We start from the raw sequence: 25577 nt of genomic DNA on the forward strand, positions 1-25577 counted from the left end.
ACATGAAACCCATGATCCTGTCCGCGGCGATGCTGTGCCTCGCCGCGCAGACGGCAACTGCCGCCGCGCCGAATTCGCCGCAAGGCACCGCCGCGCTCAGTCTCTACAAGGACATCGTCGAGATCCGCTCCGCCGCCGGTCACGGCAAGGTGCCCGAGGTCGCCGCGCGCGTCGTCAAGGATCTGAAGGCCGCTGGCTTCGCGGACGCGGACATCAAGGTCGTGCCGATGGGCGAGACCGTGTACCTCCTCGCCCGCTATCCGGGCAAAGCAGGTAGCACGAAGCCGCCCGTCGCCTTCCTCGCGCACATGGATGTGGTGGACGCGAAGCCGGAGGACTGGTCGTTCGATCCCTTCGTCCTGCGCGAGAAGGACGGCGACTTTCTCGGCCGCGGCACGCTCGACAACAAGATGGGCGTCGCCCACCTGACGCGCGCCTTCGTCGATCTCAAAAACAGCGGCTTCGTACCGGACCGCGACCTCTACCTCGCCTTCTCGGGCGACGAGGAAACCGGCATGACGACGACGCGCGCGCTCGTCGACGCGCTGAAGCCCGTGAAGCTCGAATATGCGCTGAATTCGGACGCGGGCGGCGGCGCGCTCACGCCGGACGGCAAGCCCTTCGGCTACGGGATGCAGGTCGCCGAGAAAACCTTCGCCACCTTCGACGTGACGATCCGCAACGAGGGCGGCCACTCAAGCCGTCCGCGCAAGGACAATGCGATCTACGATCTCGCCGCGCTCCTCAAGAATGTCGAGGCGCTCAAGTTCCCGATTCAGGCGAACAGCGTCACGCGCGCCTCGTTCGGTGCGATGGCGAAAGAACTGAAAGCCTCGCAGCCACAGGTCGCCGAGATGCTGCGCCGTTTCTCCGAAAACCCGAACGATGCCGAGGCCGCAGCCGCGCTTGCATCGAGCGAAGAGTTCGAGCCCGAAATGCGCACCACCTGCGTCGCCACGATGCTGAACGCGGGCCACGCCGAAAACGCATTGCCGCAGCGCGCGATCGGCACGGTCAATTGCCGCATCTTCCCCGGCGTGGACGTTGCGACCGTGCAGGCCGCGCTCGAACAGGCCGGCGGCAACCCGAAAGCCGAATGGAAGGTGCGCGGCACGCCGACGGCAAGCCCGGTTTCCGAACCCCGCCCGGACGTGACCGCCGCCGTGAAATCGGCGCTCGCGCTGCACTATCCCGGCGTCGCGATCACGCCCTATCAGGAATCGGGCGGCACCGACGGCATGTGGTTCCGCATCGCGGGCGTGCCCACCTTCGCCGTGTCGCCGATCTTCATGGACATGAAGAAAATGCGCGCGCACGGGCTTGATGAGAATGCGCCCGTCGCCTCGTTCTACAACGGCCTCGATTACTGGCCGCACCTTATAAAAACGCTTGCCGGAGGGAAGAAATGAAGCTTGCCAGCCTGAAGGGCGGACGCGACGGCCGTCTGGTCGTCGTCTCGAAGGATCTCGCGTGGTGCGCTGACGCCTCCGCCATCGCCCCGACGCTGCAGGCCGCGCTCGACGATTGGGACGTGGCAGCGCCGAAGCTCGAAGCCCTCGCCACCGATCTCGCGCACGAAGTGATCCCCATGATGCGCTTCCACGAGCGCGAGGCGCATTCGCCTCTCCCGCGCGCGTATCAATGGGCGGACGGCTCCGCCTATGTGAACCACGTCGAGCTGGTGCGGAAAGCGCGCGGCGCCGAGCTTCCCGAAAGCTTCTGGACCGATCCGCTGATGTACCAGGGTGGCAGCGATTCGTTCGTCGGCCCGCGCGATGCGATCGTGCTTGCCGACGAAAGCTGGGGCTGCGACCTCGAGGCCGAGGTCGTCGTCGTCACCGGCGACGTGCCGCAAGGTCTCTCGCCCGAGGACGCGCGCGCACACATCCGCCTCGTCGGTCTCGTCAACGACGTGTCCCTGCGCAATCTCATCCCCGCCGAACTCGCCAAGGGTTTCGGCTTCCTCCAGTCCAAGCCCGCGAGCGCCTTCTCGCCGGTGTTCGTGACGCCCGACGAGCTCGGCGCCGCGTGGGACGGCGGCAAGCTTCTCGGCACGCTCAAGGTCGATCTGAACGGGCAGCCGTTCGGCCGCGCCGAAACGCATGTGGACATGACCTTCGATTTCGGCGTGCTGATCGCGCACCTCGCCAAAACACGCGATCTCGAAGCGGGCTCGATCATCGGCTCGGGCACGGTTTCGAACCGCGACGCGGGCGGCGGCCCGGGCAAGCCCCTCGTGCAGGGCGGCCTCGGCTATTCGTGCCTCGCAGAGGTGCGCATGGTCGAGACGATCCTGTCGGGGAAGCCCGAAACGCCGTTCCTCAAATACGGCGACACGGTGCGAATCTGGATGGACGACGGCACGGGCCACAGCATCTTCGGCGCGATCGAACAAACCGTCGCGGCGAGCTGAGGCGCCGCTGTTTCCAACCTGTTAACGCCTGATGGGGCAGGGTCACGCGCACTGTATTCAGGGAGCGCGTACATGACACTCGGCAGCAAGGTTTCAGCGCTTCGCCGCGCAAAGGCGCTGCCGCCGGTCAGCACGGGCTCGCAGGAACGCCGCCTGCATATGCAGGCGCACAATTACTGGGCGACGCTGCCGCGTGCGGGCAGCGTGCCGCGCTGGAGCGATTTCGATCCGATGCTGATCGAGGACCGCTGCACGCAGAGCTTCGTCATCGATCTCGACGAAAACGAAGGTCCGCACCTCCGCCTGATCGGCGAGGCGCTGCAGGCCGAAGGCGGCGTCGATACCGACATCATCGGCCTCGCCGACGCGCCTCCGGGCTCGCTCCTCATGCGCATCAGCAGCTATTTGCCCGAGCTCCTCAGCCGCGCGGTACCGCTGTCGGTGGAGGCGCCCTACGAAACCGCCACGGGCCACCCCGGCATCTACCGCGCATTGCTGATGCCGTTCACCACGAACGGCGGCGCGATCGACGTGGTCTTCGGCGTCGTCAGCTGGCGCGAAACCACGCGCGAAAGCGAACGTCCGGCTGCCGCGCGCATCGTTCCCATCCGGGGCTGAATTTCCGAAAGCGTGTTAACCGGCAGTGATGAAGCGTTCCAGCTTGCCCAGCGTCTGCTGCCCAAGTTCCACGGCGCCGAACCCCTTCGCGTCCTGAAATTCCGCCGCTGTGCTGAAGACCATGCCCAGCGTCACCTTCGTCGCCCCGTCCTGTTCCTCAAACGCGGCCCAGGCGTCGGCGTGCTTGGGGCCGTTCTCGCCCCAAAGCAGCGCGTAGCCGATCCGCTCTTCGGGGCGGACCTCGTGGTAGAGATGATGGTTCGGGAACACGGTACCGTCAGGCCCGATCATGTCGAACACCCACTCGCCGCCTGCGCGCAGATCGATCCGCGTCGTGCGGCACGAAAACCCGTCCGGTCCCCACCATTGCGGCAGCGTTTCGGGATTCATCCACGCGCCCCACACGATCGATTTCGGCGCCTTGATAACCCGCTGCAAAATCATGGTGCGCTCGGCGACGGCAGCCAGATTATCGAGGCCGGCGCCGAAACCCTCCCGGTAACCGGCCGCCATATCTTGCGCGAGTGAGGAAAGCTGCACCGTCACGACCAGCCGACTGTGGCCGTCCGCATCTTCGAACCCGGCCGTCACCAGCGCCGCCGATAGCGTCGCGCCTTCACACGAGATCACCTCATAGTTCACGCTGCGCGCCGCCGGCTGCAGCACAAGCCAGCCGTTCTCGCAGCGGATGTCAGGCTCGCCTTCCACCTTGCAGAGCGAAATCTCGCGCCCCCCGACACGGGGATCGCTTTCCAGCATTTCGACGGTCACGGAGGGCGAAGGCGAAGCCCAGATCGCGCGTGCGGCCGGTGCCGTCCACGCCTCCCACAGCACGGCGGGCGGCGCAGCAATGCGGCGTTTGAAGGTGAGTGTCGCAAAGGGACTTTCGCCCCCCGATGCCGTCCCGTCGAAGGCCTGTGTCATTCCTTGCTTTCCTTCATCACGTTCATCACGAATGCGTCCAGCCGATCCAGCCGGTCTTCCCAGATCGCACGATGCTCATCGAGCCATGTCCGCGCCGGTTCCAGCGCCTCGGGAACAAGCGCGCAGGTGCGGACCCGGCCGTCCTTCGACGTGGTGATCAATCCCGCGTCCTCGAGCACCGAAAGGTGCCGCATCACCGTGGGCAGCCGCAGCCCCGTGGGATCGGCCAGATCCGTCACGCCCGCCGGTGTCGCCGCGAGCCGCGATAGGATCGACCGCCGGGTCGGGTCCGCCAGCGCATGGAACAGCCGCGAAAGCTCGGGATCATGCTTAGTCATGTTGCTAAGTAATTTGCGACGCGGCGTACGCGCAAGCAAAAACTTCGCTGATCAGCTAAGTTTCACGCGTGGCCGGCTTTTTATTTGTCAGCGGGAACGCGCGATCCCTATATTGGGGAGTACGAGGCGACACAGTCGTTTCGTCGTAACCGGAGAGTGGATGTCTGAGCTTGTACGATAAGGCTCTCTGAACCTCAGAGAGCCTCGTGAATTCAAAGCCGCCGGGTGCAGTGCGTCCGGGGTGTTTTTCACGCCTATCTTACGAGACTTCCATGAATATCTCACGAAATGAACAGCGTGCGCTGCACGTTCTGGCCCTTGGTGGCCGCATTCTGCACGAGCGCGGCGATGGCGCCAAAATCACGTCCGTGGCCTGCGTCACACGTGAAGGGATGTTCCTTGCCGGCTTCGACCTGACGGTTTTCAACCAGCTGCGGCGGAAGCGCCTCATCGAATCCCGGTCGGGCAGCCCCTATCGGATCTCGAAGCGCGGCCGCATCTCCGTCCGCGCGCAGCTCGACAATCAGGGGGTCTGACACAAGGCCGGGCTGTGTCGAGAGATACAGCCCGGCTGCCCATCGGGGCCGCGGCAAAGCTGATGCGGCTATTTGCCTTCATGCGGCAGTTGCAGTGACGATCCATGTTGCCGCACCCAAGCTCACCTTGCCATCCCGCTCGCGCGCTCGCAGTGCGGTACGGACCTGCGGTTCAGCTTTCGGCAGAAGTGCAGGCGTTTCCCTCAAGACCTTCCCCAGGGCGCCAACACGCGTGATCACCTTCAACATCGTGTCGGCGTCACCGCTGGAAATATCGGCATTGTATGCTTCGATACGGATACGTTCGAAGTCCGCCGATCGAAGAACGCGACTGATGGTATCGGCATCCTCGAAGCTGAACGGCGTGGCATCGACAATAATTGGCAAACCCGCTGCTTCAACGGGGAAGAAATCTAGTTCGTTTTCCCGCATTGATCGCCAGCAGATGAAACCGATCCTGCCGCCACGTCTCAGCATTCTATGTATGTTTGTAATTGCTTGCGTCGGATCAGCAAAGAACATCGTTCCAAACCGGGAAAAGACGCCATCGAAACTCTGGTCAGGCAGCGCAAGACTGGCAGCATCCTCCTGCAACAACGTTACCTGAGACAGGTGAGCCGTCCTTGTACGCGCAACAGCTAAAACACGCGGGGCTATATCGACGCCAACAACGCGGCCACTCGGACCCACGCGTTCTGCGAACTGCAGGATCGTCTCTCCCGCACCGCAACCGACGTCCAGAATCGTCTGTCCCGCTGCTGGAGCCAAGGCGTCCATAGCGACCAAGCCTAATGGAGACATTTGCAAATCGATCAGATCTGCCAAGTCAGCCCGAGCCTGATCACCAACGTATTGCACGACCGAATGCGCTTCCATGCCACCAGACTGAACAGGGAAAAGCATAACTGCAATGCAATCGAAAGCGATCACCCCACAGCACGTGTGCAATCGGCATGATCATCAAACGAAAAGGGCCGACGCGAATCCGCGCCGGCCCCTCCTGCGTTCGATCCTCCCCGAATCGATTGCGGCTGCTCGTTTAGAGCAGTTCGATATTGCCCGCAGCGACCTTGCCGCGGCGGTCGCGTGCCAGCTCGAAGCTGACGCGCTGGCCTTCGGCGAGGCTCGTGAGACCGGCACGCTCGAGCGCGCTGATGTGCACGAACGCGTCCTGCTTGCCGTCGCCACGCGAAATGAAGCCGAAGCCCTTCATCGTGTTGAAGAACTTGACCGTGCCTTCGATGCGTTCGCCGGGCGTGAAGTCGTCGTCCATGGCACCACCGCCCGACGGACCGCGGTCGCGGGCCGGACGTTCGGGGCGATCGGGACGCTCGGGCGCCTCGCCGTCGACCACGAGATCGGAAGCCGAGAGGCGTCCGCCGCGATCGAAGATCGAGAACGTGACCGGCTGGCCTTCATCGAGCGTCGTGCGACCGGCGCGTTCGACCGCGCTGATATGCACAAACACGTCTTCGCCGCTGTCGCGGGCGATGAAGCCGAAGCCCTTCGTGGCGTTGAACCACTTGACCGTGCCCGAAGCCGTGCCGAGCGAGGTGCCGGCGTCACGGCCTGCGCCGCCCCCGAACCCGCCGCCACCACCGGCACCGCCGCCGCGGAAACCACCGCCGCCGCCGCCGCCACCGAAGCGGTCACCGCCTCCGAAGCCGCCGCCACCGCCGCCGAAGCGGTCACCACCGCCGAAGCTGCGACCGGCATCGTAAAAATCGTCGCCACCGCCGAACGAATCGCGTCCTCCGCCGCGGCGGTCATAGCCACGGTCCCCACCGCGCTTGCGGCCATCAAAACCCATGTCGTGATATCCAGTCTGAATAACGTCGGCAGCCGGGCGCATGCCGCCACAGCACTGTCGTTCTCGGCCTAATTCTATTCGCGGCGTTCGACAGCCTGCTGTTCCCAAAACAAAATCCGTGCGCCCACGGACATTCATGACGAAGGCCCACACCAGTCTGAAACTGACATGAACTTCGCTAGCCTACAGGAGATTCGCGCAATCTGCGAGCAAAAAAGAAGCGTTCTCAATTCTTTCCGGTACGGGCAAGCGCGGCCTGCACTTCAGCGTGCCGCGCGGCGCTGAGCGGCAGCCGCGCGAGCACGAGCGCGGCCGGAATCAGGATCACCGGGGGCAACACGATCCAGAAGCCCTCGACCCACAGCAGCGACCCCGGGGTGCTCGCCGTCGCCGCTTCGGCGCTGAACCCGACAAGCGCGAGAATCGGGAACAATATCCCCACCGGCAGCGCGTAGCCGAGCTTCATCGCCGTCGTCAGCACGGCATTCAAGAGCCCGATCCGGTCCGCGCCGCTCGCCAGCCGCTCCTCGTCGCCGACATCGGCAAGCATCGCGCGAAGCAGGAAGCCGGGCGCGGCATAGGGCGTTCCGGCAAGCCCGATGGCAAGGTACGACAGCCACGCCTGCGCGGGATCGAAAACAAGAAACGCCGCGACGTGCAGCGCCGCCCCGCTCACGCACGCGGCGGCAGCGGCACGCTGTTTGCCGAGGCGCGCGGCAAGGCGCAGCCACAGTGGCAGCGCCAGGAGGCCGCTGCCGAAGTAGATGAGCAGCATCACCGCCGCCCCGGCCTGCGTGAAGCCGAGCAGGCGCACGAACACGAACTCGAAGAGCGCGCCCGTCACGCCCGGCGCGAGGTTCACCAGCACGTCGGCAAGCAGCAGCATCGCCAGCGTCCGGTTCGAAAACAGCCGGCGGATATCGGCCCACGTGATGCGCGGGTGTTCCGCCTGCGCCGCGCCCTCGCGCGCGCCGACGAGCGCGCCGATCACCGTAAGCGGAATGATGGCGAGGATGAACGCGCCCATCAGGTGCACCGGCCTCGGCGCCTGCGCGCCCATCACCTGCCCGAGCACGGCGGGAAGCACGAGCACGGTGATCAGCCCCACGAGATGCCCGCCGATCCACCAGCCGTAGACGCGCGAGCGCTCGTGATAGTCGCCCGAAAGCGTCGCGCCCCATGCGATGTGCGAGACGTTCAGCATCGAATGCCCGGCAAACAGCAGCATCAGCCAGCCGAACAGATACCAGACCGTGATGCCCGGCGTCGCGAAGAACACCGCGACCGTGGCGACAAGCAGCGTCAGCCCGCCCGCCACCAGCCAAGGCCGGAACCGCCCCCAGCGGCTGCGCGTGCCGTCCATGAAATGCCCGAGCAGCGGATCGAGCGGCATGTCGAGCATCCGCACGAGGAAGAAAACGAAGCCCACGGCGGCAAGATCGAGCCCCAGCGTGCCCGCGTAATAAGGCGGCAGATAGATGACGAGCGGCAACCCGAGCGCGGCAACGGGAAGGCCGGGGCCCGCATAAGCGGCAAGCGTGCGCGTCGGAAGCCGGGTCACACGGCCCAGCTTATCGGTTGGGGCGCGGACGCCGCCCTAGCGATGCTGGGAGGATCACCCCCCGGCTTCGACGAACCGCCCACGCTGTTCGACAGGCGTATAGCAAGTCCCGGCGTCGCAGCGTATGAACCCGTCATGATCGTTTTTCCCGAAAGGACTTCATTCATGACGCGCACCTTTGCGTCGGCCTTCGCCATCGCGCTTTCGCTCACGCTCGCCGCCCCCGTCTCGGCCCAGGCCCCGGCGGCGGCCTCTGCCGCGGCGCAGAACCCCGCCCATCAAGCACTCTGGCAGCTCTTCCAGGATTCGGACGAAGCGAGCCTCAAGCGCAATCCGATCAATGCGCTGTTCCGCGGCGACATGCGCTACGCGGACCAGCTTGGCGACTACATCACCGACGCCTACTTCGCGGCAGAGCGGGCGGCAGGCGAAAGCGACCTTGCGCGCCTGAAGGCGATCGACCGCAGCGCGCTCGATGCCACCGACCGCATCGCCTACGACGTGTTCAAGTGGCAGACCGAAGAGGCGCTCAAGGGCCTGACCCCTGAGATCCTCGCGCTCACCGTCGTGCGCCCGGTCAATCACTTCAGCGGCTTCCACACCTTCTACCCCTCGTTCGCATCGGCTACCGGCGGCGCGCCCTTCGCCACGCTTGCCGACTACGAGAACAACCTGAAGCGCCACCAGGATTATGTCACGCTGCTCGATCGCTCGGTCGGCCGCTTCCGTGAAGGCATGGCATCGGGCGTCGTCGAAACGAAGCTCACGATCAACAACGTCATCGAGCAGCTCGCCACCCAGCTCGCGCAGGCGCCCGAGGATTCGCCCTTCTACAGCCCCGTCACCAAGTTCCCCGAAGGCATCTCCGCCGCGGACCAGGCGCGCCTTAAGGCCGAGTACCGCGCGATCATCACCGGCAAGATCTATCCGACGTACCAGCGGCTGCACGATTTCCTGAAGACCGAATATCTTCCCGTCGCCCGCGATCAGGTCGGCCTCTCCGCCATGAAGGGCGGGCCGGTGCTTTACGCGCAGCTCATCGAAAACACGACGACGCTGCCGCTCAAGGCCGAAGACATTCACAATATCGGCCTTGCCGAGGTGAAGCGCATCAAGGCCGGAATGGAAAAGGTGAAGGCCGAGGTCGGCTTCAAGGGCACGCTGCCGGAATTCTTCGATTATCTGCGCAATGATCCGCAGTTCAAGCCGCAGTCGCGCGAGTGGCTGACCCAGAAATACTTCGAGATCGGCAAGGCGGTCGACGCCAAGGTGCCCGCGTATTTCTCCACCGTGCCGAAGTCTCCGCTCGATATCCGCCCCTACGAGCCGTTCCGCGAAAAGCAGCAGGCGGGTGGTTCCTACCAGCAGGGCACGCCAGACGGCTCGCGTCCCGGCATCTTCTATTTCAACGCCTATGATCTGCCCTCGCGCACCACGCCGGGCATGACGACGCTCTACCTGCACGAAGGCGCGCCGGGGCATCATTTCCAGATCAGCCTTGCGCAGGAAAACGCGGCGCTGCCGAGCTTCATGCGCTTCGGCGGCAACACCGCCTACATCGAAGGCTGGGCGCTCTATGCCGAAACGCTCGGCTATCCGATGGGCTTCTTCGATGACCCGTACCAGCGCTTCGGCACGCTCTCGGACGAGATGCTGCGCGCGATGCGGCTCGTCGTCGATACCGGGCTGCATTCGAAGGGTTGGACGCGCGATCAGGCGATCGAATACATGCTCGCCAACAGCGACATGGGCCGCACCGATGCAACCGCAGAGGTCGAGCGCTACATCGCCATCCCCAGCCAGGCGCTCGCCTACAAGGTCGGCGCGATGAAGATTCAGGAACTCCGCGCCCGCGCCGAAAAGGCGCTGGGGCCAAAGTTCGACATCCGCGATTTCCACGCGCAGGTGCTGATGACCGGTGCCCTGCCGCTCGCGGTCCTCGAAAAGAAGATCGACGACTGGATCGCGTCGAAGAAGTAAGCGTCCGATAAAGCCGCCGTTCCGGTCCAGCCGGAATGGCGGCTATCAGGCCGCCGGCCTACACAGTATAGGCCCCACCCATGCTCCAGCTTTCCTGCCTCTGCGGCCAAATCCGCATCGCGACCGAAAAACGGCCCGACTACATCCACGAATGCAACTGTACGCTTTGCACGAAGTCGGGCGCGCGCTGGGCCTATTATCATCCGTCGGAGGTCAGCGTCGAAGGCCCGACAAAAGGCTATTCTCGGCAGGACAAGGATGATCCGGCCGCGGAAATCCATTTTTGCCCCACGTGCGGCGCGACAACGCATTTCACCCTCACCGAAAGCGCCGCCTTGAAGTTCGGGAACAGCATGATGGGCGTCAACATGTGGCTGACGGACGAGAAGGATCTCGCCGGAATCGAACTGCGTTATCCGGATGGTCGCGCCTGGTCGGGCGCGGGTGATTTCAGCTATGTGCGCGAGGCGCGCATTCTCGGCTAGGGTGTGTGGGGATTCGGTTCAGGCCGAGGCGAAAACGGTGGATTTCGAGAACCGGCGCGCAGCGTACTTACAGTACGTGAGCACCGGAAGCGGAGAAAGCCGCCGTTTGCAGCCGGGCATGGGCCGAATACCCACACACCCTAAATTTCGACCTGGCTGCCCAGCTCCACGACGCGGTTCGTCGGCAGCTTGAAGAACTCCATCGCCGTCGCAGCGTTGCGCAGCATCCACGCGAACAGCTTTTCGCGCCAGATCGCCATGCCCGGCTTCGGCGCCGCGATCAGCGTCTGGCGCGAAAGGAAGAAGCTCGTCTGCATCATGTCGAACTTCGGCCCGCAGGCGTTCACGGGCGAGAGCGCCTTCGGGATGTCGGTTTCCTGCATGAATCCGTAGCGCAGCTTCATCCGGTAGAAGCCCTGCCCCAGATCCTGCGTCTCCACCACGTCGCACGTCTCGACGTAGGGAATATCCTCGATCGCCACGGTGAGCACGATCACGCGTTCGTGCAGCACCTTGTTGTGCTTCATGTTGTGGAGCAGCGCGTGCGGCACGCCGGTGGGCTCCGATGACATGAAGATCGCGGTGCCGGGCACACGGATCGCGCTGTTCGCGGCGGACTTCACGAAGATTTCCATCGGCATCGCGGCTTCCTGCATCCGCTGGCGCATCAGCAGGCGGCCCTTCGACCATGTCGTCAGCATCGTGAAGGCGACGACGCCGATGAGCAGCGGGAACCAGCCGCCGTCGGGAACCTTGGTAAGGTTCGCGGCGAAATACGCGCCGTCGACGATGAAGAATGCCGCGAGCAGCGGAATGGCGAGCCACGACTTCCATTTCCAGAGCGAAAACAGCACGACGGCCAGCAGGCACGTGTCGATGAGCATCGCGCCCGTCACGGCAATGCCGTAAGCGGCGGCAAGGTTGCTCGAATTCTGGAACATCAGCACGAGCAGGATCACCGCGGACATCAGCAGCCAGTTGATGACCGGGATGTAGATCTGCCCCTGCGTCGAGGCGCTGGTGTGCTTGATGGTGAGGCGCGGCATGAAGCCGAGCTGGATCGCCTGATGCGTCACCGAAAACGCGCCGGAGATCACCGCCTGGCTGGCGATCACGGTGGCAAGCGTGGCAAGCCCCACAAGCGGCAGGCGCAGGGCTTCGGGGGCGAGCATGAAGAACGGATTGCGGATCGCCACCTCGGCCTCGGCGGGCGTCATGCTCACGATCATGGCGCCCTGCCCCATGTAGTTCAGCATCAGCCCCGGCATCACGAACCATAGCCACGAGAAGCGGATCGGGCGGCGCCCGAAGTGCCCCATGTCGGCGTAAAGCGCCTCCGCGCCCGTCACGGCGAGGACGACGGAGCCGAGCGCGAGGAAGGCGAGCCAGCCGTCGAGCAGGAAGAACTGGAAGGCGTACCACGGGTTGAGCGCCGTCAGGATCTCCGGGTCTTTCGCGATGTTCACGATCCCGAGCACGGCGAGCACCAGGAAGTAGAGCACCATGATCGGGCCGAACAGGGCGCCGACCTTGGCGGTGCCGCGCGCCTGGATCAGGAACAGGAAGACAAGGATGAACACCGCGATCGGAAGCACCAGCGGTTCGAACGCGTCGTTCACGACCACGAGACCCTCGACCGCCGAAAGCACCGAGATCGCCGGGGTGATCATGCTGTCGCCATAAAAGAGCGCCGTGGCGAACACGCCGAGCATCACGATCACCACGCCGAGCCGCGCGTGCGCGGTCCTGCGTGAAATGAGCGCCAGCAGCGCCAGGCTGCCGCCCTGCCCCTTGTTGTCCGCACGCATGATGATCGTGACGTACTTGATCGTCACCACCAGCATCATCGACCAGAAGATCAGGCTGACGACGCCGTAGACGTGGACTGCGTCGAGCGCGAGCGGGTGGTGACCCGCGAAGGTTTCGCGGAACGCGTAGAGCGGTGAGGTGCCGATATCGCCGAAAACGATGCCGATCGCGGCCACCGCCAGCTTGGCGATGCCGTCATGGCGGTCGGAGGACGACGCGTGTGGGTTGTGGGGTCCGGTCATGGACGGATGCGGGGCATCGGTGCCGCGGTTAGCGGCACGAACCCCTGTAATCCTTGTTCTGCCGGGTCATGCGACTCATGCCTCAAGCTGCGTTGTTCCGAACCGAAGCGGCGGCGGCGACTAGCATAGCGTGCCGCACTGCACAACAGGCGTGCGAAACCGCTCACTCACCCACGATCCTGCGGATGCTGACCTGCGTCACCAACCGCTGCACGCCGGGCAGCGCCGCCAGCAGCTCGCGGTGCACGCGCTCGAAGCTGTCGCCTTCCTTCACCAGGATTTTCAGCATGTAGTCCGAATCGCCCGTGATCAGGTGGCCCTCGGCGATTTCGGGCGCGCGCGCGACCGCAGTTTCGAAGGCGGAAAGCGTTTCCTTGCGCTGGTCTGTGAGCGTGACGGCGACGTAGACGGCGGAAGGATTGCTCCGTGCCGCGGGCGACAGCACGGCGCGATAGCCGCGGATGAAACCCGAATCTTCCAGAAGTTTCACGCGCCGGTGGGCCGCCGATGCGGACAGCCCGACGCGATTCCCCAGCTGCTCGCTCGTCAATCCCGAGTCGATTGCAAGCTGGGCGATAATCTTGCGATCGATCTGATCCAGTTCGGACAATTTCCCGAAATCCTCGTCTATCTTCGAATATTCTCTACACAAGAGGCGTCCCCGCGCGCAACTTCGCAAACTTCTCCGACGTGATTTCCGGTAGATTCCCCTCAATTCATCAAGATGAGGGAGAACAGTCATGCGCGTCGGAGTTCCAAAGGAAATCAAGGTTCACGAATATCGTGTCGGCATGACGCCGGCCTCGGTCGCCGAGCTTACGCAGGCCGGCCACGAGGTTTTCGTCGAAACGGGCGCGGGTAGCGGCATCGATTTCGGTGACGACGCCTATATCGCGGTCGGCGCGAAGATCCTCGCGACGCCGCAGGAAGTGTTCGCCGCCGCCGACATGATCGTGAAGGTGAAGGAGCCTCAGCTCCACGAAATCGCCTGGCTGGAGCCGCGCCACACGCTCTTCACCTACCTGCATCTCGCCGCCGACAAGCCGCAGGCCGAAGCGCTGATGAAATCGGGCGCGACCTGCATCGCTTACGAAACCGTCACGAACGCGCAGGGCCGCCTGCCGCTCCTCCAGCCGATGTCCGAAGTCGCAGGCCGCATGGCCGTGCAGGTCGGCGCGCATTATCTTGAAAAGGAACAGGGCGGACGCGGCATCCTGCTCGGCGGCGTGCCGGGCGTGGCCCCCGCGAAGGTTTCGATTCTCGGCGGCGGCGTCTCGGGCTTCAACGCGGCGCAGATGGCCGTCGGCCTCGGCGCCGACGTGACGATCTACGACGTCTCGTCGACCCGCCTCGCAGAACTCGATGCGCTGTTCCAGAACCGCATCAAGACCGTCTACGCGAGCAGCGCCGCCGTGGCGCGTGCGGCGGAGAACTCGCACCTCATTATCGGCTGCGTGCTGATCCCGGGCGCAGCAGCACCCAAGCTCGTCACGCGCGAGATGCTGAAGACGATGAAGCGCGGTTCGGTGCTCGTTGACGTCGCCATCGATCAGGGCGGCTGCTTTGAAACCTCGCACGCGACGACTCACAGCGACCCGGTCTACACGGTCGAGGGCGTCATCCACTACTGCGTCGCCAACATGCCTGGCGCCGTCGCCCGCACCTCCACCTTTGCGCTCAACAACGCGACGCTGCCGTTCATCGTGAAGCTCGCGAAGCTGGGCGCAGAGGGCGCGATGCGCGCCGATCCGCACCTTCGCAATGGCCTCAACGTCGCGGGCGGGTTCATCACGTACAAGGCGGTCGCCGACGATCTCGGCCTCGCCTACCGCGCCTGGGAATAAAACGCTTCACCTGAGCGAAGCCAAAAAAGAAGGGCCGGAGGCGATGCCTCCGGCCCAACTGTTTTCGGACCGACAGTCGTTCAGAAGCGGAACGCGAGGCCCGCCAGAACCTGATCGGCCGCATAGCCGCCGTCCATATCGCGGTGGCGGTATTCGGTGCGGATGCTCGCCGACTCGTTGAGGCCGTATTCGAGACCGCCGCCATAGAGCAGGCCGTCCGACCAGCCCTTTTCACTCGTGGAAGCGACGCCCGCGATCGTGGAGACCGTCGAGACGCGCGTCTTCTCGGCGCCATAGCCGACCCGGCCGTAGACGAGCAGATTCGGCGTCGCGAGGAAGCCCGCGCGAGCACTCACGTCGTAATTCCACTTGGGATCGATCTCTGCGGTCAGACCCGCGATCGGCGTATCGCGCAGCGTCTTGCCGCCCATGCCGATGCCGGCCTCGACGCCGACCAGGAAGTTCTGGCCGATACCGTAGTCATAGCCGGCGAACACACCGTAATCGATGCCGTTGCGGCTCTTGTCGAAATCCTCAACGCCGGGCAGGCCGAAGTCGAGATCGACCGACCGTTTGCCCCAGCCGATCTGGCCGCCGACGAACGCGCCGCCGATGGCGCCCGCATCCTGAGCAAGCGCGGACGCCGGGAGGAGGGCAGTCGCGAGCGCGGCAAGAATAAGCTTTTTCATGAACACACCTCTACAAAGATTGCACTGTCCGCGAGGGGAGAGCCTTGCGGACGGCGGAGAGGTGGGAGCGAATTGCGGCCGAGAAATGGCATGGCGGCATGCCTTCGGCGAACGACCGTCGGAAACGGGACGAACGGCATACGCGCTTCGACGAACGACGTTCAGCGCACGTTAAACCGTCATATCGGGTGGAAAAGAGGCTCTAAAGTGCCTCTTCGGGGATCGCGAACAATGTTTCCGCGCCGCGCGTCACCGGCCCGAGCAGAGCCGCCGCCTGCGGCAGGAACTGTTCTGCGAAGAAACGCGCCGTCACGATCTTCGCATTCAGGAACGCCGGATCACCCTCGCCTGCCGCGAGACGCTTCGCTGCTGCCGCCGCCTGCTTCGCAAGCAGCCAGCCGCCGACGGTAAGGCCGAACATGCGCAGATACGGCGTCGCGCCCGCGGCATTGTCATCGCCGCCGCCCTCGGCAAGCCAGATGGTCGCGCTTTCGAGCGCGGCGAGCGCGTCCTCCAGATAGGGCGCCAGCTCGGCCGTTTGCGCAAAATCCGCGCGCATGTCCGCAAATAGACTCTTCCAGCGGACCTGCGGCAGCTTGCGCCCCACGAGATCCATCGCCTGGATGCCGTTCGTTCCCTCGTAAATCGGCGCGATGCGCGCGTCGCGGTAGTGCTGCGCCGCACCCGTCTCCTCGATGAAGCCCATCCCCCCGAAAACCTGCACGCCAAGGCTCGCGACCTCGACGCCGACATCGGTCGAGAACGCCTTCGTCACCGGCGTCAGCAGATCGGCAAGCGCCTGCGCCTCGCGCCGGGCTAGTTCGTCTATTTCAGCGTGCGCGCGGTCGACGGCGGCCGCATTCAGATAAGTGAGCGCCCGCGCCGCTTCGGTAAGGCCGCGCATCGTCATCAGTGTCCGCCGCACATCGGCGAATTCGATGATGCGCCGCACCTGCACGCGCTCCTTCGCGTAGGCGAGCGCGTGCTGATATGCGCGCTCGGCGATGGCAACGCCCTGCAGTCCCACGTTGATACGCGCGTGGTTCATCATCGTGAACATCGCACGCATCCCGGCGTTCTCGTCACCGATCATGAAGCCGACGCAGTCGTCGTTGTCGCCGTAGCTCATCGTGCAGGTGGGCGAAGAATGAATCCCGAGCTTATGCTCGATCGAAACGCAGCGCAGGTCGTTGCGCGCGCCCAGAGAACCGTCCGCGTTCACCAGAAACTTGGGTACGATGAACAGCGAAATGCCCTTGGTGCCTTTAGGCGACCCCGGCGTGCGCGCGAGGACGAGGTGGACGATGTTCTCCGCCACGTCATGCTCGCCCCACGTGATGAATATCTTGGAGCCCTTGATGCGCCACGTCCCGTCTTCCGCAGGCGTCGCGGTGGTACGCAGCGCGCCGACGTCCGTCCCGGCCTGCGGCTCGGTGAGGTTCATCGTGCCGGTCCATTCGCCCGAGATGATCTTGGTGAGGTAGATCTGCTTCTGATCCTCGGAGCCGTGCGCCGTCAGCGCCTCGATCGCGCCCTGCGAGAGCATCGGGCACAGCGACAGCGCCATGTTGGCGCTCGTCGTCTGTTCCTGCACGGCGGTGGCAAGCACGAACGGTAGCCCCTGCCCCCCGTATGCGGGATCGGCGCCGAGCGTCATCCAGCCACCTTCGACATAGGCCGCATAGGCATCGCGGAAGCCCGCGGGCAGCGTCACCACGCCGTTCGCCAGCTTGGCGCCCTCAGTATCCCCTATGCGGTTCAGCGTCGCGAAAACGCCTGCGGAGAGCTTCCCTGCCTCTTCCAGAATTGCATCGACAAGATCCACGGTCGCCGCCTCGAAACGCGGCAACTGCGCGAGACCGGGCAGGTCTGCGATGGTTTCGAGGACGAAGCGCTGCTCGGTGACGGGGGCGGTGTAGGTCATTGGCGGCCATCTATCGCTTGTGAGAGGAAACGGCGCGGGTATAGCGGGGGGCTGTGAGCGGGCAACCTGATCTTTTGAGCACTGAAACCGTGCCGCCGGACACGGCAGGCGTCTCGCTCGCCGCCGCGCTGCTGCGCACCGGCTCGGTCGTCGCGGTCCCCACCGAAACCGTCTATGGCCTCGCCGCAGACGCCACGAACGCAGACGCCGTCGCGCGCATCTATGCCGCCAAGGGCAGGCCCTCGTTCAACCCGCTCATCGCCCACGTCAGCGGCGCCGACATGGCGGCTGAGCACGTCGAGCTGTCCCCGCTCGCGCGCCGCCTCATCGACGCCTTTTGGCCAGGACCGCTGACGCTCGTCCTGCCGCGCAAACCCGGCAGCCCTATCGCTGCCATCGTCACCGCAGGCCTGCCGACGCTCGCCGTGCGCTGCCCCGATCACCCCGTGCCGCAAGCCCTGATCGCGGCGCTCGGCCGCCCGCTCGCAGCCCCTTCGGCCAACGCCTCCGGACAGATCAGCGCAACGCGCGCCGAACACGTCCTGAAAAGCCTCGGCGGTCGCATCCCGCTCATCATCGACGGCGGCCCATGCAAGGGTGGCATCGAATCGACAATCGTCGCCGTGGACGGACACCGCCTGCGCCTGCTTCGCCCCGGCGGCGTACCGCGAGAGGCGCTGGAGGCCTTCGCCCCCATTTCGCTTGGCGGTAGCGGCATCGAGGCACCGGGCATGATGGAGAGCCATTACGCGCCCTCGAAGCCACTCCGCCTCGACGCGCAAACCGCCTCGGACGACGAGTTCCTGATTGGCTTCGGGGCTATCTCAGGGGATATCAGCCTTTCCCCGACAGGCGATGCAGTCGAAGCCGCTGCCCGCCTGTTCGACTGTCTGCACGTCGCCGACGCGAGCGGAGCGGACGCCATCGCCGTCGCCCCCGTGCCCTGTGAGGGCCTTGGCGCCGCGATCAACGACAGGCTCCGGCGCGCCGCTGCACCACGCTGATTTTCGCTGTCCCTCGAATATGTTATGCGTGAGCCGCCGCGCATGACGCGGTCCTTCAGGGTGAGGGTATGAGCATGTTTGATCTCAAGAAGCTCACAGCGGAACTCTTCGGTACCTTCTGGCTCGTTCTCGGCGGCTGCGGCAGCGCCGTGCTGGCCGCAGCGTTTCCCGACGTCGGCATCGGTCTTGCCGGGGTCAGTCTCGCATTCGGTCTCACCGTACTCACCATGGCCTTTGCGTTGGGTCCAATCTCGGGCGGCCATTTCAACCCGGCCGTCACGCTCGGCCTCGCTGCGGGCGGGCGCTTTGCTTGGAAGGACGCGCCCGGCTATGTCGTCGCGCAAGTCGTCGGCGCGATCCTTGCGGCGCTCGTGCTCTACACGATCGCGAGCGGCAAGGCCGGTTACGCGGGCGGTCTCGCCTCGAACGGCTTTGGCGAACATTCGCCGGGTGGCTATTCGATGACGTCGGCGTTGTGGACCGAGATGGTGATGACGTTCGGGTTCCTGATCGTCATCCTCGGGGCAACGGCAAAGCGTGCCTCGCCGGGGTTTGCGCCGATCGCGATCGGGCTTGCGCTGACGCTCATCCACCTCATCAGCATCCCGGTGACGAACACGTCGGTGAACCCGGCGCGCTCGACGGGGCCGGCGCTGATCGAGGGCGGGATTGCGCTGGAGCAGCTGTGGTTCTTCTGGGTTTACCCGATCGTCGGCGCTCTGGTTGCGGGCTTTGTATACAAAGTAGTCTGGGACGAATGATGCGTTGACAGACGCCCTGTTGCGAATGATTATCAATATATTCGCAACAGGGATCGCATCATGGCGACGATTGCCGAAATAGCCGACTACCGGGGCGGGCCGTGGCTGAACCTTCCGCCAGACAGCCGGACGATTCTGTGGGCGCTGCGGCGGCTCGTCATCGGATGGCCGCGCCCGCCCTGCCTCCACGCGGCGCTCATCGAGGCCTACGGCGACAATGCCTGCGGCATCGAACACCTGCTGCGGTGCCTGCTGACGGGCATCGCGATACACGGCAGACAGCGGCTGGAGATCGGCGCGCCCTGCTGCGCGGCGCTGCTGCCGCACGAGACCGAACTGCTGGAAGCGATCGGGCTCGACGGCGCCGAACCCGACCCGTCCGCACTCGTCCGGCTTTGCGACAATCCTGCGGCGGCCCCGCTTTCGGTGATCGCGGCGGGCATTCGCGCAGCCGTGATCGGCGCTGCACATTAGAAGAGTTTCCGTTCGCGCGGCCCTGATTTATGTTCCGCTCAAATTGGCGGAAGAGGGACCGCATGACCGAACATTTCGACATGATCGTCGTGGGCGCCGGCATCTCGGGCATCGGCGCGGGCGTACACCTGAAAAAGCACTGCCCGGATCGCAGCTACATGATCCTCGAAGGCCGCCCCGGCATCGGCGGCACGTGGGATTTGTTCCGCTATCCCGGCATCCGATCCGACAGCGACATGTACACGCTCGGCTTCAACTTCAAACCGTGGACCGACCAGAAGGCGATCGCCGACGGCGATTCCATCCTGCGCTACCTCGATGAAACCGTGCGCGAATACGGCCTCTCCGAGAAAATCCGCTTCGGCCACCATGTCGAGGCCGCGGCGTGGGATTCGCGCACCGCACGCTGGACGGTGACGGCGCGAACCGACGGCAAACCCGTGCGGTTCACCTGCAATTTCCTCTACATGTGCTCGGGCTACTACCGCTACGACGCGGGCTATACGCCGCAATTCGAGGGCGCTGAGAGCTTCCGGGGCCGCATCATCCATCCGCAGCACTGGCCGCAAGACCTCGACTATGCGGGGAAGCGCGTCGTCGTGATCGGTTCGGGCGCGACCGCCGTCACGCTTGTTCCCGAAATGGCGAAGACCGCGCATGTCACCATGCTGCAGCGCTCCCCAACCTACATGGTCTCGCGGCCCGCCGAAGACCGCTTCGCGAACTGGCTGCGGCGCTGGCTGCCGCCGATGCTCGCCTACAACATCGTCCGCTGGCGCAACGTCGCGCTGCAGCAATGGGTCTTCCGGCTTGCGCGCAGCAAGCCCGAGAAGCTGAAAAAGAAGCTTCTCGGCGGCGTGCAGAATCTGCTCGGCCCGGACTATGACGTGAAGACGCACTTCACGCCGACGTACAACCCATGGGAGCAGCGGCTCTGCCTCGTTCCCGACCACGACCTGTTCGATGCGATCCGCGAAGGCCGCGCCGATGTTGTCACCGATCACATCGACCGCTTCACGCAAACCGGCATCCTCCTCAAATCAGGCAAGACGCTGGACGCGGACATCGTCGTGACCGCCACCGGCCTCGAACTGCTGTTCATGGCCGGGATCGACGTGACGCTCGACGGCCGCAAGGTCGAGTTTCCGAAGACCTACGGCTACAAGGGCATCATGTTCTCGGGCGTGCCGAACCTTGCGGTCGCGTTCGGCTACACCAACGCCTCGTGGACGCTGAAGGCCGACCTCACCAGCGAATATCTGTGCCGCGTGCTCAACCACATGAAGGCGACCGGCACCGACACGGCGACCCCCACGCTTACCGACCCGGACATGGAAGCCGAGCCGTGGATCGACTTCTCCTCGGGCTATTTCAAGCGCGGGCTTCACCAGTTCCCGAAGCAGGGCAAGGCGGTGCCGTGGCGGCTCAACCAGAACTATGCCGGCGACGTGAAGATGTTCCGCCACGCGCCCGTCGACGACGGCGTGCTGCGCTTCAGCAAGGCGGCGGATGTGCCAGCGCAGCGCGCGCCGGAGGCAATCGCGGCGGAGTAGGCTGGATCAGTTCCAACAGAATGATGTGTTTGGTTGCAAGCTCAGCGCTGTGTGTAGATATGCGCAAGTGGAGCTGTGCGCGTTCACAGACGGGAGAGGCGCCCGAACGCACAGTTCACCGTAGCTTGTCGGAGTGTCAGGTTGGGAAAACGGGATTTTATCAAGACGACCAAGCGCGCTCTTGTTTTCGTGGCGCTACTCGCCTTGATCCTGATGTTATTAGGCGTTCTATTTTTGATTCTGATTGGCTTTACTTTTATAGTCGATCCGGGACACGCAGAGACACGCGGCATTTCAATCGGCATAGTGACAACAATCGCCCTGCTCGCCTTGCCCATCATTTGGGGAATCTGTCGGACGACTTCCTATCTAAATGCACCGGAAGGCAATATATTCTTAAAGCCCGGCGCAAATGCTCACTACATTATATATATTCATTCGATTCCAAATAAAGTTATATATCCGATAAACATAATTATATTATTAATATTATTTTCTCCTTTTCTGATCGTTAATATCAAATTTCACAATGTTAATGTAAATCTTTTCATTTCGACGACAGTATTTATTATATACTTTTTTTCTATGTTAATATTATATTATAATATAATTAAACGCTTTAAAATATTGCTGAGGAAGCGCTTTAAAGACCACGCCGCTCTATGGACAACGGAAGACGGTGTTGCATTTGAAAGACTTGGAATTCTTCCTTGGCACAACATAGTGCGCTTCACGCGCATGAACCTTCGAGGAAATGACTTCATACTCATTCATGGAAGCGACCTTCCCGAAAATTTCGAACGGTATAGGTTTCCTTTTACAGAGAGCATAGTTTTCGGCCTCGGCAAGGCCGTTGAGGAACCCAAAGTCATATTAGAAGCACTGCAAGCGGAACAGGCTCGCCATCAGCCAAGCGCAAGCACCTAGAACCGGTTACAGCCTCAACTCAGCTTCTGCTTTTAAGGCGGTCGGCGTATTTTTCGCGGAATTTCCGGACCTTGGGGCCGACGACGAAGTTGCAGTAGGGCGTCGTGTCGCCGGTCCGCGCGTAATATTCCTGGTGATAGTCTTCGGCCGGATACCATGTGCCGCTCTCGATGGTCGTGACCACCGGGTCCGGCCACAGCGCCGCAGCCTTCACGATTGCCGCCTCTGCCGCCGCGCGCTGGGCATCGTCCTGCGGAAAGATCGCCGAGCGGTACTGCGTGCCGACGTCGTTGCCCTGCCGATTGAGCGTCGTCGGGTCGTGGATGTGGAAGAAGATGTCGAGCAGCTCTTCGTAGCTGACGACCGCCGGATCGAAATGGATCAGGATCGCTTCGGCGTGGCCGGTGTCGCCGCCGCAGACATCCTTGTAGGTCGGGTTCGTCGTGCGTCCGCCGATATAGCCGGATTCGACCGCCGCAACCCCCTGAAGATCATCGTAAATCGCTTCCACGCACCAGAAGCATCCACCTGCGAGGATTGCGGTTTCCATGGGCATGTTCCATTCGCTCCGTTCAATGTCGCCGCGCTTCCGACCGACCGCTGCGGCGGCATGTCGCAAGCCGGTGCTCTGGCGATTAACCACCAACATTATGTATATTCGCGGCAACAGAATACAAATTCTTGCGGATTGAGCCCGCGCCAAAGGCGGGCTCGACTTGTAAATGCGGGATTAATCCGTAACATTATAGTAACCAATCAACGCTCGCAGCGGGGCCGTGTCGCGAGCGGAATGAAACAAAGCATCAACGGGGCCCGCCGACGCAGTTGCGCGGCGAGCATAGGGCAGGTTTGGTTATGAATATCGCTGCTGCTGGGAAGCTGGCGCTGTGCATTTGCACCGGCGCCGTGGTTGGTGCCGGGGTGAACGAAGCCCGCCACAATGCCGACAAGCCGAAGGCCGTGAAGACGGCTTCCAAAAATCCTGCCCGTAAGGTCGTGCAGTTCCCGTGCGAACCCTACATCGTGCAGGATCAGATGATGCGCGACGCGCAGATTCCGAGCGACTTCGAGGCGACCGACCTTCCCGAATATGCCGAGCTGATCCTGCCGGGCGGCGGGGGTTCCGGCGGTGGCGGCGGCGACGATGATGGAGACGGCGGCGGCGATGGCGGCGGCGGCACGAATCCGGTGCCCGAGCCGGCCATGCTCGCGCTGTTCGGGCTCGGTGCGGCCGGTCTCGTCGGTGGCCGCAAGTATCTGCTTCGTCGCAAAAGCTGAACACAATCGCGCTAGCGGGAGGGCATGAGACTTTTCCTTGCCCTTTCGCTCTCGCTCATGCTTGCTTCCGGCGTGACCCAGGCTGCCGAACGTCCTGCCGAACGCCCCATCGTGATCGCGCATCGCGGCGCGAGCGGGCTTCTTCCCGAGCACACGATCGCCGCCTACACGCGCGCGATCGACGACGGCGCGGATTTCATCGAGCCGGACCTTGTGCCGACGCGCGACGGCGTCCTCGTCGCGCGACATGAGAACGAGATTTCGGGCACCACCGACGTTGCGGCGCGCCCGGAGTTTGCCGATCGCAAGGCAACCAAGACCATCGACGGCGCCGCCGTCTCCGGCTGGTTCACCGAAGACTTCACGCTCGCCGAACTGAAGACCCTGCGTACCCGCGAACGCCTGCCCGAGCTGCGCGGCACGGCGAACGACGGCCGGTTCGAAATTCCGACGCTGGACGAGATCATCGCGCTCGCCAAAGCGCGCGGTGTGGGCATCTACCCGGAGACCAAGCACCCGTCGTATTTCGCCGCGATCGGCCTTCCGCTTGAGAAAAGGCTCGTCGCCGCGCTCGATGCCGCGGGTTGGCGCGATGCCGATGCGCCGGTCTTCATCCAGTCGTTCGAAGTGGACAATCTGAAGCAGCTGAACACGATGACGGGGGTGCGCCTGATCCAGCTCGTCGCGGCCGAAGGCGGACCTGCGGACGGGGCGCGCCAGAGCTATGCCGAAATGCTGACGCCGGAGGGCCTCAAAGCCGTCGCGGCCTATGCGGACGGCATCGGCCCCGAAAAGACGCTGGTGATCCCGCGCGGCGCGGACATGCGCCTTGCCGCACCGACCCGGTTGGTGTCAGACGCGCACGCGGCGGGCCTGAAAGTGCATCCGTGGACATTCCGGGCGGAGAATTACTTCCTGCCCGCCGACCATCGAACGGGCGAAGACCCGCGCGCGCACGGCGATCTTCTCGGCGAAATTCGCGCCTACCTCGCCACCGGCATCGACGGGCTGTTCAGCGACTTCACGGCTGAAGCCGTCGCGGCGCGCTAACGGTCGAAGGGGTTCTTGCCGCCGCGCAGCGTCAGGCGGATCGGCACGCCGGTGAAGCCGAGATCGTCGCGGAGCGAGTTTGCCAGATAGCGGCGATAGCTTTCGGGAAGCTCGGTCAGGCGGTTGCCGAAGATCACGAATGAAGGCGGCCGCGACTTCACCTGCGTGACGTAGCGCAGTTTCAGGCGCTTTCCATCGGGCGCGGGCGGCGGATTGCGCGCGAGCGCGCCTTCGAACCAGCGATTGAGGCGGCTGGTCGGCACGCGCTGGCTCCACGCGTCGCGCTGCTCGAAGGCGGCCTTGAGCAGCGTATCGAGACCCTTGCCGGTCATCCCCGAAACCGCGAGCAGCGGCACACCCTTGATCTGCGCGAGGCCTTCGTCGAGCGCCTTGCGGACGCCCTGGAACAGGCGGGACTGATCCTCCGCCGCATCCCACTTGTTGAGCGCGATGACGAGCGCGCGGCCCTCCTCGATCACCATGTCGGCAATGCGAAGATCCTGCGCTTCGAGGCCGAGCGTCGCATCGAGCAGCAGCACGACGACCTCGGCGAAATCGATGGCGCGGCGCGTATCGGCGACCGAGAGCTTTTCGAGCTTCTCGTGCACCTTCGCCTTCTTGCGGACGCCGGCGGTATCGATCAGGCGCACGGGGCGGCCTTCCCAGTTCCACTCGATCTCGATGCTGTCGCGCGTGATCCCCGCCTCGGGCCCCGTGACGAGACGATCCTGCCCGAGCAGCGTGTTGATGAGCGTGGACTTGCCCGCGTTCGGGCGCCCGACGATGGCAAGCTTCAGCGGGCCTTCCGCTTCGTCTTCGCCTTCGAACGCATCGCCCGCCGCGACGATGGCGGCGTCAACGTGCGGCGCCAGCGCCTCGAACAGATCGGCAAGCCCCTCGCCGTGCTCGGCGGAGATGCCGACCGGCTCGCCAAAGCCGAGCGCATAGGCTTCAAGAATGCCCGAGTCGCCCGAGCGGCCTTCCGCCTTGTTGGCGACGAGCACCACGGGCACCTTCGCGGTGCGCAGCCAGTCCGCGAAGTGGCGGTCCATCGGTGTGAGGCCGGCGCGCGAATCGATGACGAGCAATGCCGCCGCCGCGTCTTCGAGCGCGGCTTCGGTCTGCAAGCGCATCCGCCCCGAAAGCGTCTCCGGCCCGGCCTCTTCAAGGCCCGCCGTGTCGACGGCGATGAACTCGAGATCGAACAGCGTCGCCTCGCCCTCGCGGCGGTCGCGCGTTACGCCGGGCGTGTCGTCGACGAGCGCGATGCGCTTTCCGACGAGCCGGTTGAAGAGCGTCGACTTGCCGACGTTCGGGCGCCCAATGATGACGACCTTGGGCTTTTTGCTGGTCATGG

Annotated in this window: 25 protein-coding genes; 14 read left to right on the top strand and 11 right to left on the bottom strand. The window is 64.1% G+C overall.

The annotated features are described in order from the left end of the window. Window positions 1–2 precede the first annotated feature (2 nt). The 3 genes from H2052_RS09470 to H2052_RS09480 all read left to right on the top strand — a co-directional run bounded on the left by H2052_RS09470 (window position 3) and on the right by H2052_RS09480 (window position 3031). Window positions 3–1409 (top strand): M20/M25/M40 family metallo-hydrolase, encoded by a 1407-nt coding sequence (locus H2052_RS09470; protein ID WP_293780713.1) that lies wholly within the window; start codon window positions 3–5, stop codon window positions 1407–1409. Further along, window positions 1406–2413 carry a fumarylacetoacetate hydrolase family protein gene (locus tag H2052_RS09475; RefSeq protein ID WP_293780716.1) on the top strand — a complete coding sequence of 336 codons (1008 nt, stop codon included), beginning with the start codon at window positions 1406–1408 and terminating at the stop codon, window positions 2411–2413. The genes H2052_RS09470 and H2052_RS09475 overlap by 4 nt, the downstream gene beginning before the upstream one ends. Before the next feature lie 72 nt (window positions 2414–2485). Continuing rightward, complete coding sequence (locus H2052_RS09480; RefSeq protein WP_293780719.1) at window positions 2486–3031, top strand: PAS domain-containing protein; 546 nt, start codon at window positions 2486–2488, stop codon at window positions 3029–3031. 15 nt (window positions 3032–3046) lie between these two features. Here H2052_RS09480 and H2052_RS09485 read toward each other — a convergent pair whose 3' ends face one another. Together H2052_RS09485 and H2052_RS09490 are read right to left on the bottom strand one after the other, a co-directional pair. Continuing rightward, the gene (locus tag H2052_RS09485; protein WP_293780722.1) at window positions 3047–3955 is read right to left on the bottom strand and encodes an SRPBCC family protein; all 909 of its coding nucleotides are present in this window, start codon (window positions 3953–3955) and stop codon (window positions 3047–3049) included. After that, window positions 3952–4293, bottom strand: coding sequence for a metalloregulator ArsR/SmtB family transcription factor (locus H2052_RS09490; protein ID WP_293780725.1), 342 nt, complete (start codon window positions 4291–4293; stop codon window positions 3952–3954). Before H2052_RS09490 ends, H2052_RS09485 begins: the two co-directional genes overlap by 4 nt. Before the next feature lie 272 nt (window positions 4294–4565). Between H2052_RS09490 and H2052_RS09495 the strand changes: the two genes are divergently transcribed. Further along, window positions 4566–4829, top strand: coding sequence for a YjhX family toxin (locus H2052_RS09495; RefSeq protein WP_366484412.1), 264 nt, complete (start codon window positions 4566–4568; stop codon window positions 4827–4829). A gap of 78 nt (window positions 4830–4907) precedes the next feature. Here H2052_RS09495 and H2052_RS09500 read toward each other — a convergent pair whose 3' ends face one another. The 3 genes from H2052_RS09500 to H2052_RS09510 all read right to left on the bottom strand — a co-directional run bounded on the left by H2052_RS09500 (window position 4908) and on the right by H2052_RS09510 (window position 8200). After that, window positions 4908–5654 carry a methyltransferase domain-containing protein gene (locus H2052_RS09500; RefSeq protein ID WP_293780731.1) on the bottom strand — a complete coding sequence of 249 codons (747 nt, stop codon included), beginning with the start codon at window positions 5652–5654 and terminating at the stop codon, window positions 4908–4910. A 214-nt stretch (window positions 5655–5868) separates the two neighbouring features. After that, window positions 5869–6639 carry a cold-shock protein gene (locus H2052_RS09505; RefSeq protein WP_293780734.1) on the bottom strand — a complete coding sequence of 257 codons (771 nt, stop codon included), beginning with the start codon at window positions 6637–6639 and terminating at the stop codon, window positions 5869–5871. Window positions 6640–6865: 226 nt separating this feature from the next. Further along, window positions 6866–8200 carry an MFS transporter gene (locus H2052_RS09510; protein ID WP_293780737.1) on the bottom strand — a complete coding sequence of 445 codons (1335 nt, stop codon included), beginning with the start codon at window positions 8198–8200 and terminating at the stop codon, window positions 6866–6868. Between the two features lie 165 nt (window positions 8201–8365). Here H2052_RS09510 and H2052_RS09515 point away from each other — a divergent pair, with 165 nt between their 5' ends. Together H2052_RS09515 and H2052_RS09520 are read left to right on the top strand one after the other, a co-directional pair. Continuing rightward, entirely contained in the window at window positions 8366–10180 is a 1815-nt protein-coding gene (locus tag H2052_RS09515; protein WP_293780740.1) for a DUF885 family protein, read from the top strand. 80 nt (window positions 10181–10260) lie between these two features. Further along, entirely contained in the window at window positions 10261–10665 is a 405-nt protein-coding gene (locus H2052_RS09520) for an aldehyde-activating protein (RefSeq protein WP_293780743.1), read from the top strand. 140 nt (window positions 10666–10805) lie between these two features. On the opposite strand, the gene H2052_RS09525 is transcribed toward H2052_RS09520, so the two are convergent. Continuing rightward, a complete protein-coding gene (locus H2052_RS09525) occupies window positions 10806–12716 on the bottom strand; it encodes a potassium transporter Kup (RefSeq protein WP_293780746.1) in 1911 nt (636 codons plus the stop codon). Window positions 12717–12879: 163 nt separating this feature from the next. Beyond that, window positions 12880–13317, bottom strand: coding sequence for an Lrp/AsnC family transcriptional regulator (locus tag H2052_RS09530; RefSeq protein ID WP_293780905.1), 438 nt, complete (start codon window positions 13315–13317; stop codon window positions 12880–12882). Between the two features lie 139 nt (window positions 13318–13456). Here H2052_RS09530 and ald point away from each other — a divergent pair, with 139 nt between their 5' ends. Then, window positions 13457–14560, top strand: coding sequence for an alanine dehydrogenase (ald, locus tag H2052_RS09535; protein WP_293780749.1), 1104 nt, complete (start codon window positions 13457–13459; stop codon window positions 14558–14560). An 80-nt stretch (window positions 14561–14640) separates the two neighbouring features. Here ald and H2052_RS09540 read toward each other — a convergent pair whose 3' ends face one another. Both H2052_RS09540 and H2052_RS09545 read right to left on the bottom strand, forming a co-directional pair. Beyond that, window positions 14641–15249 (bottom strand): outer membrane beta-barrel protein, encoded by a 609-nt coding sequence (locus H2052_RS09540; protein ID WP_293780752.1) that lies wholly within the window; start codon window positions 15247–15249, stop codon window positions 14641–14643. A gap of 202 nt (window positions 15250–15451) precedes the next feature. Further along, window positions 15452–17173: an acyl-CoA dehydrogenase gene (locus H2052_RS09545; RefSeq protein WP_293780755.1), complete on the bottom strand. Its 1722-nt coding sequence runs from the start codon at window positions 17171–17173 to the stop codon at window positions 15452–15454. A 74-nt stretch (window positions 17174–17247) separates the two neighbouring features. On the opposite strand from H2052_RS09545, the gene H2052_RS09550 reads away from it, so the two are divergent. The 5 genes from H2052_RS09550 to H2052_RS09570 all read left to right on the top strand — a co-directional run bounded on the left by H2052_RS09550 (window position 17248) and on the right by H2052_RS09570 (window position 21892). After that, entirely contained in the window at window positions 17248–18177 is a 930-nt protein-coding gene (locus H2052_RS09550; protein ID WP_293780758.1) for an L-threonylcarbamoyladenylate synthase, read from the top strand. 74 nt (window positions 18178–18251) lie between these two features. Further along, window positions 18252–18938, top strand: a complete 687-nt coding sequence (gene aqpZ, locus H2052_RS09555) for an aquaporin Z (protein WP_293780908.1) — start codon at window positions 18252–18254, stop codon at window positions 18936–18938. Between the two features lie 60 nt (window positions 18939–18998). Continuing rightward, window positions 18999–19412, top strand: coding sequence for a hypothetical protein (locus H2052_RS09560; protein ID WP_293780761.1), 414 nt, complete (start codon window positions 18999–19001; stop codon window positions 19410–19412). A 62-nt stretch (window positions 19413–19474) separates the two neighbouring features. Further along, the gene (locus H2052_RS09565; RefSeq protein WP_293780764.1) at window positions 19475–20965 is read left to right on the top strand and encodes an NAD(P)/FAD-dependent oxidoreductase; all 1491 of its coding nucleotides are present in this window, start codon (window positions 19475–19477) and stop codon (window positions 20963–20965) included. A gap of 141 nt (window positions 20966–21106) precedes the next feature. After that, the gene (locus tag H2052_RS09570; RefSeq protein WP_293780767.1) at window positions 21107–21892 is read left to right on the top strand and encodes a hypothetical protein; all 786 of its coding nucleotides are present in this window, start codon (window positions 21107–21109) and stop codon (window positions 21890–21892) included. 19 nt (window positions 21893–21911) lie between these two features. Here H2052_RS09570 and msrA read toward each other — a convergent pair whose 3' ends face one another. After that, a complete protein-coding gene (msrA, locus tag H2052_RS09575; RefSeq protein ID WP_293780770.1) occupies window positions 21912–22448 on the bottom strand; it encodes a peptide-methionine (S)-S-oxide reductase MsrA in 537 nt (178 codons plus the stop codon). 299 nt (window positions 22449–22747) lie between these two features. Here msrA and H2052_RS09580 point away from each other — a divergent pair, with 299 nt between their 5' ends. Continuing rightward, window positions 22748–23170, top strand: a complete 423-nt coding sequence (locus H2052_RS09580) for a PEP-CTERM sorting domain-containing protein (protein ID WP_293780773.1) — start codon at window positions 22748–22750, stop codon at window positions 23168–23170. Window positions 23171–23227: 57 nt separating this feature from the next. Continuing rightward, the gene (locus H2052_RS09585; RefSeq protein WP_293780911.1) at window positions 23228–24220 is read left to right on the top strand and encodes a glycerophosphodiester phosphodiesterase; all 993 of its coding nucleotides are present in this window, start codon (window positions 23228–23230) and stop codon (window positions 24218–24220) included. Here the strand turns inward: H2052_RS09585 and der are convergent. Beyond that, window positions 24217–25575, bottom strand: a complete 1359-nt coding sequence (gene der, locus H2052_RS09590; protein ID WP_293780776.1) for a ribosome biogenesis GTPase Der — start codon at window positions 25573–25575, stop codon at window positions 24217–24219. The genes H2052_RS09585 and der overlap by 4 nt on opposite strands. Between the last annotated feature and the right edge of the window lie 2 nt (window positions 25576–25577).

Origin of the sequence: Sphingosinicella sp. (assembly GCF_013911755.1) — a bacterium.
Classification (GTDB): Bacteria; Pseudomonadota; Alphaproteobacteria; order Sphingomonadales; family Sphingomonadaceae; genus Sphingosinicella.

What these genes read in the sequence shown, in the direction of transcription:
- H2052_RS09470 (WP_293780713.1), top strand. Translation starts at nt 3, where the DNA reads ATGAAACCCATGATCCTGTCCGCGGCGATGCTGTGCCTCGCCGCGCAG.
- H2052_RS09475 (WP_293780716.1), top strand. Translation starts at nt 1,406, where the DNA reads ATGAAGCTTGCCAGCCTGAAGGGCGGACGCGACGGCCGTCTGGTCGTC.
- H2052_RS09480 (WP_293780719.1), top strand. Translation starts at nt 2,486, where the DNA reads ATGACACTCGGCAGCAAGGTTTCAGCGCTTCGCCGCGCAAAGGCGCTG.
- H2052_RS09485 (WP_293780722.1), bottom strand. Translation starts at nt 3,955, where the DNA reads ATGACACAGGCCTTCGACGGGACGGCATCGGGGGGCGAAAGTCCCTTT.
- H2052_RS09490 (WP_293780725.1), bottom strand. Translation starts at nt 4,293, where the DNA reads ATGACTAAGCATGATCCCGAGCTTTCGCGGCTGTTCCATGCGCTGGCG.
- H2052_RS09495 (WP_366484412.1), top strand. Translation starts at nt 4,566, where the DNA reads ATGAATATCTCACGAAATGAACAGCGTGCGCTGCACGTTCTGGCCCTT.
- H2052_RS09505 (WP_293780734.1), bottom strand. Translation starts at nt 6,639, where the DNA reads ATGGGTTTTGATGGCCGCAAGCGCGGTGGGGACCGTGGCTATGACCGC.
- H2052_RS09515 (WP_293780740.1), top strand. Translation starts at nt 8,366, where the DNA reads ATGACGCGCACCTTTGCGTCGGCCTTCGCCATCGCGCTTTCGCTCACG.
- H2052_RS09520 (WP_293780743.1), top strand. Translation starts at nt 10,261, where the DNA reads ATGCTCCAGCTTTCCTGCCTCTGCGGCCAAATCCGCATCGCGACCGAA.
- H2052_RS09525 (WP_293780746.1), bottom strand. Translation starts at nt 12,716, where the DNA reads ATGACCGGACCCCACAACCCACACGCGTCGTCCTCCGACCGCCATGAC.
- ald (WP_293780749.1), top strand. Translation starts at nt 13,457, where the DNA reads ATGCGCGTCGGAGTTCCAAAGGAAATCAAGGTTCACGAATATCGTGTC.
- H2052_RS09540 (WP_293780752.1), bottom strand. Translation starts at nt 15,249, where the DNA reads ATGAAAAAGCTTATTCTTGCCGCGCTCGCGACTGCCCTCCTCCCGGCG.
- H2052_RS09545 (WP_293780755.1), bottom strand. Translation starts at nt 17,173, where the DNA reads ATGACCTACACCGCCCCCGTCACCGAGCAGCGCTTCGTCCTCGAAACC.
- aqpZ (WP_293780908.1), top strand. Translation starts at nt 18,252, where the DNA reads ATGTTTGATCTCAAGAAGCTCACAGCGGAACTCTTCGGTACCTTCTGG.
- H2052_RS09560 (WP_293780761.1), top strand. Translation starts at nt 18,999, where the DNA reads ATGGCGACGATTGCCGAAATAGCCGACTACCGGGGCGGGCCGTGGCTG.
- H2052_RS09565 (WP_293780764.1), top strand. Translation starts at nt 19,475, where the DNA reads ATGACCGAACATTTCGACATGATCGTCGTGGGCGCCGGCATCTCGGGC.
- msrA (WP_293780770.1), bottom strand. Translation starts at nt 22,448, where the DNA reads ATGCCCATGGAAACCGCAATCCTCGCAGGTGGATGCTTCTGGTGCGTG.
- H2052_RS09580 (WP_293780773.1), top strand. Translation starts at nt 22,748, where the DNA reads ATGAATATCGCTGCTGCTGGGAAGCTGGCGCTGTGCATTTGCACCGGC.
- H2052_RS09585 (WP_293780911.1), top strand. Translation starts at nt 23,228, where the DNA reads ATGCTTGCTTCCGGCGTGACCCAGGCTGCCGAACGTCCTGCCGAACGC.
- der (WP_293780776.1), bottom strand. Translation starts at nt 25,575, where the DNA reads ATGACCAGCAAAAAGCCCAAGGTCGTCATCATTGGGCGCCCGAACGTC.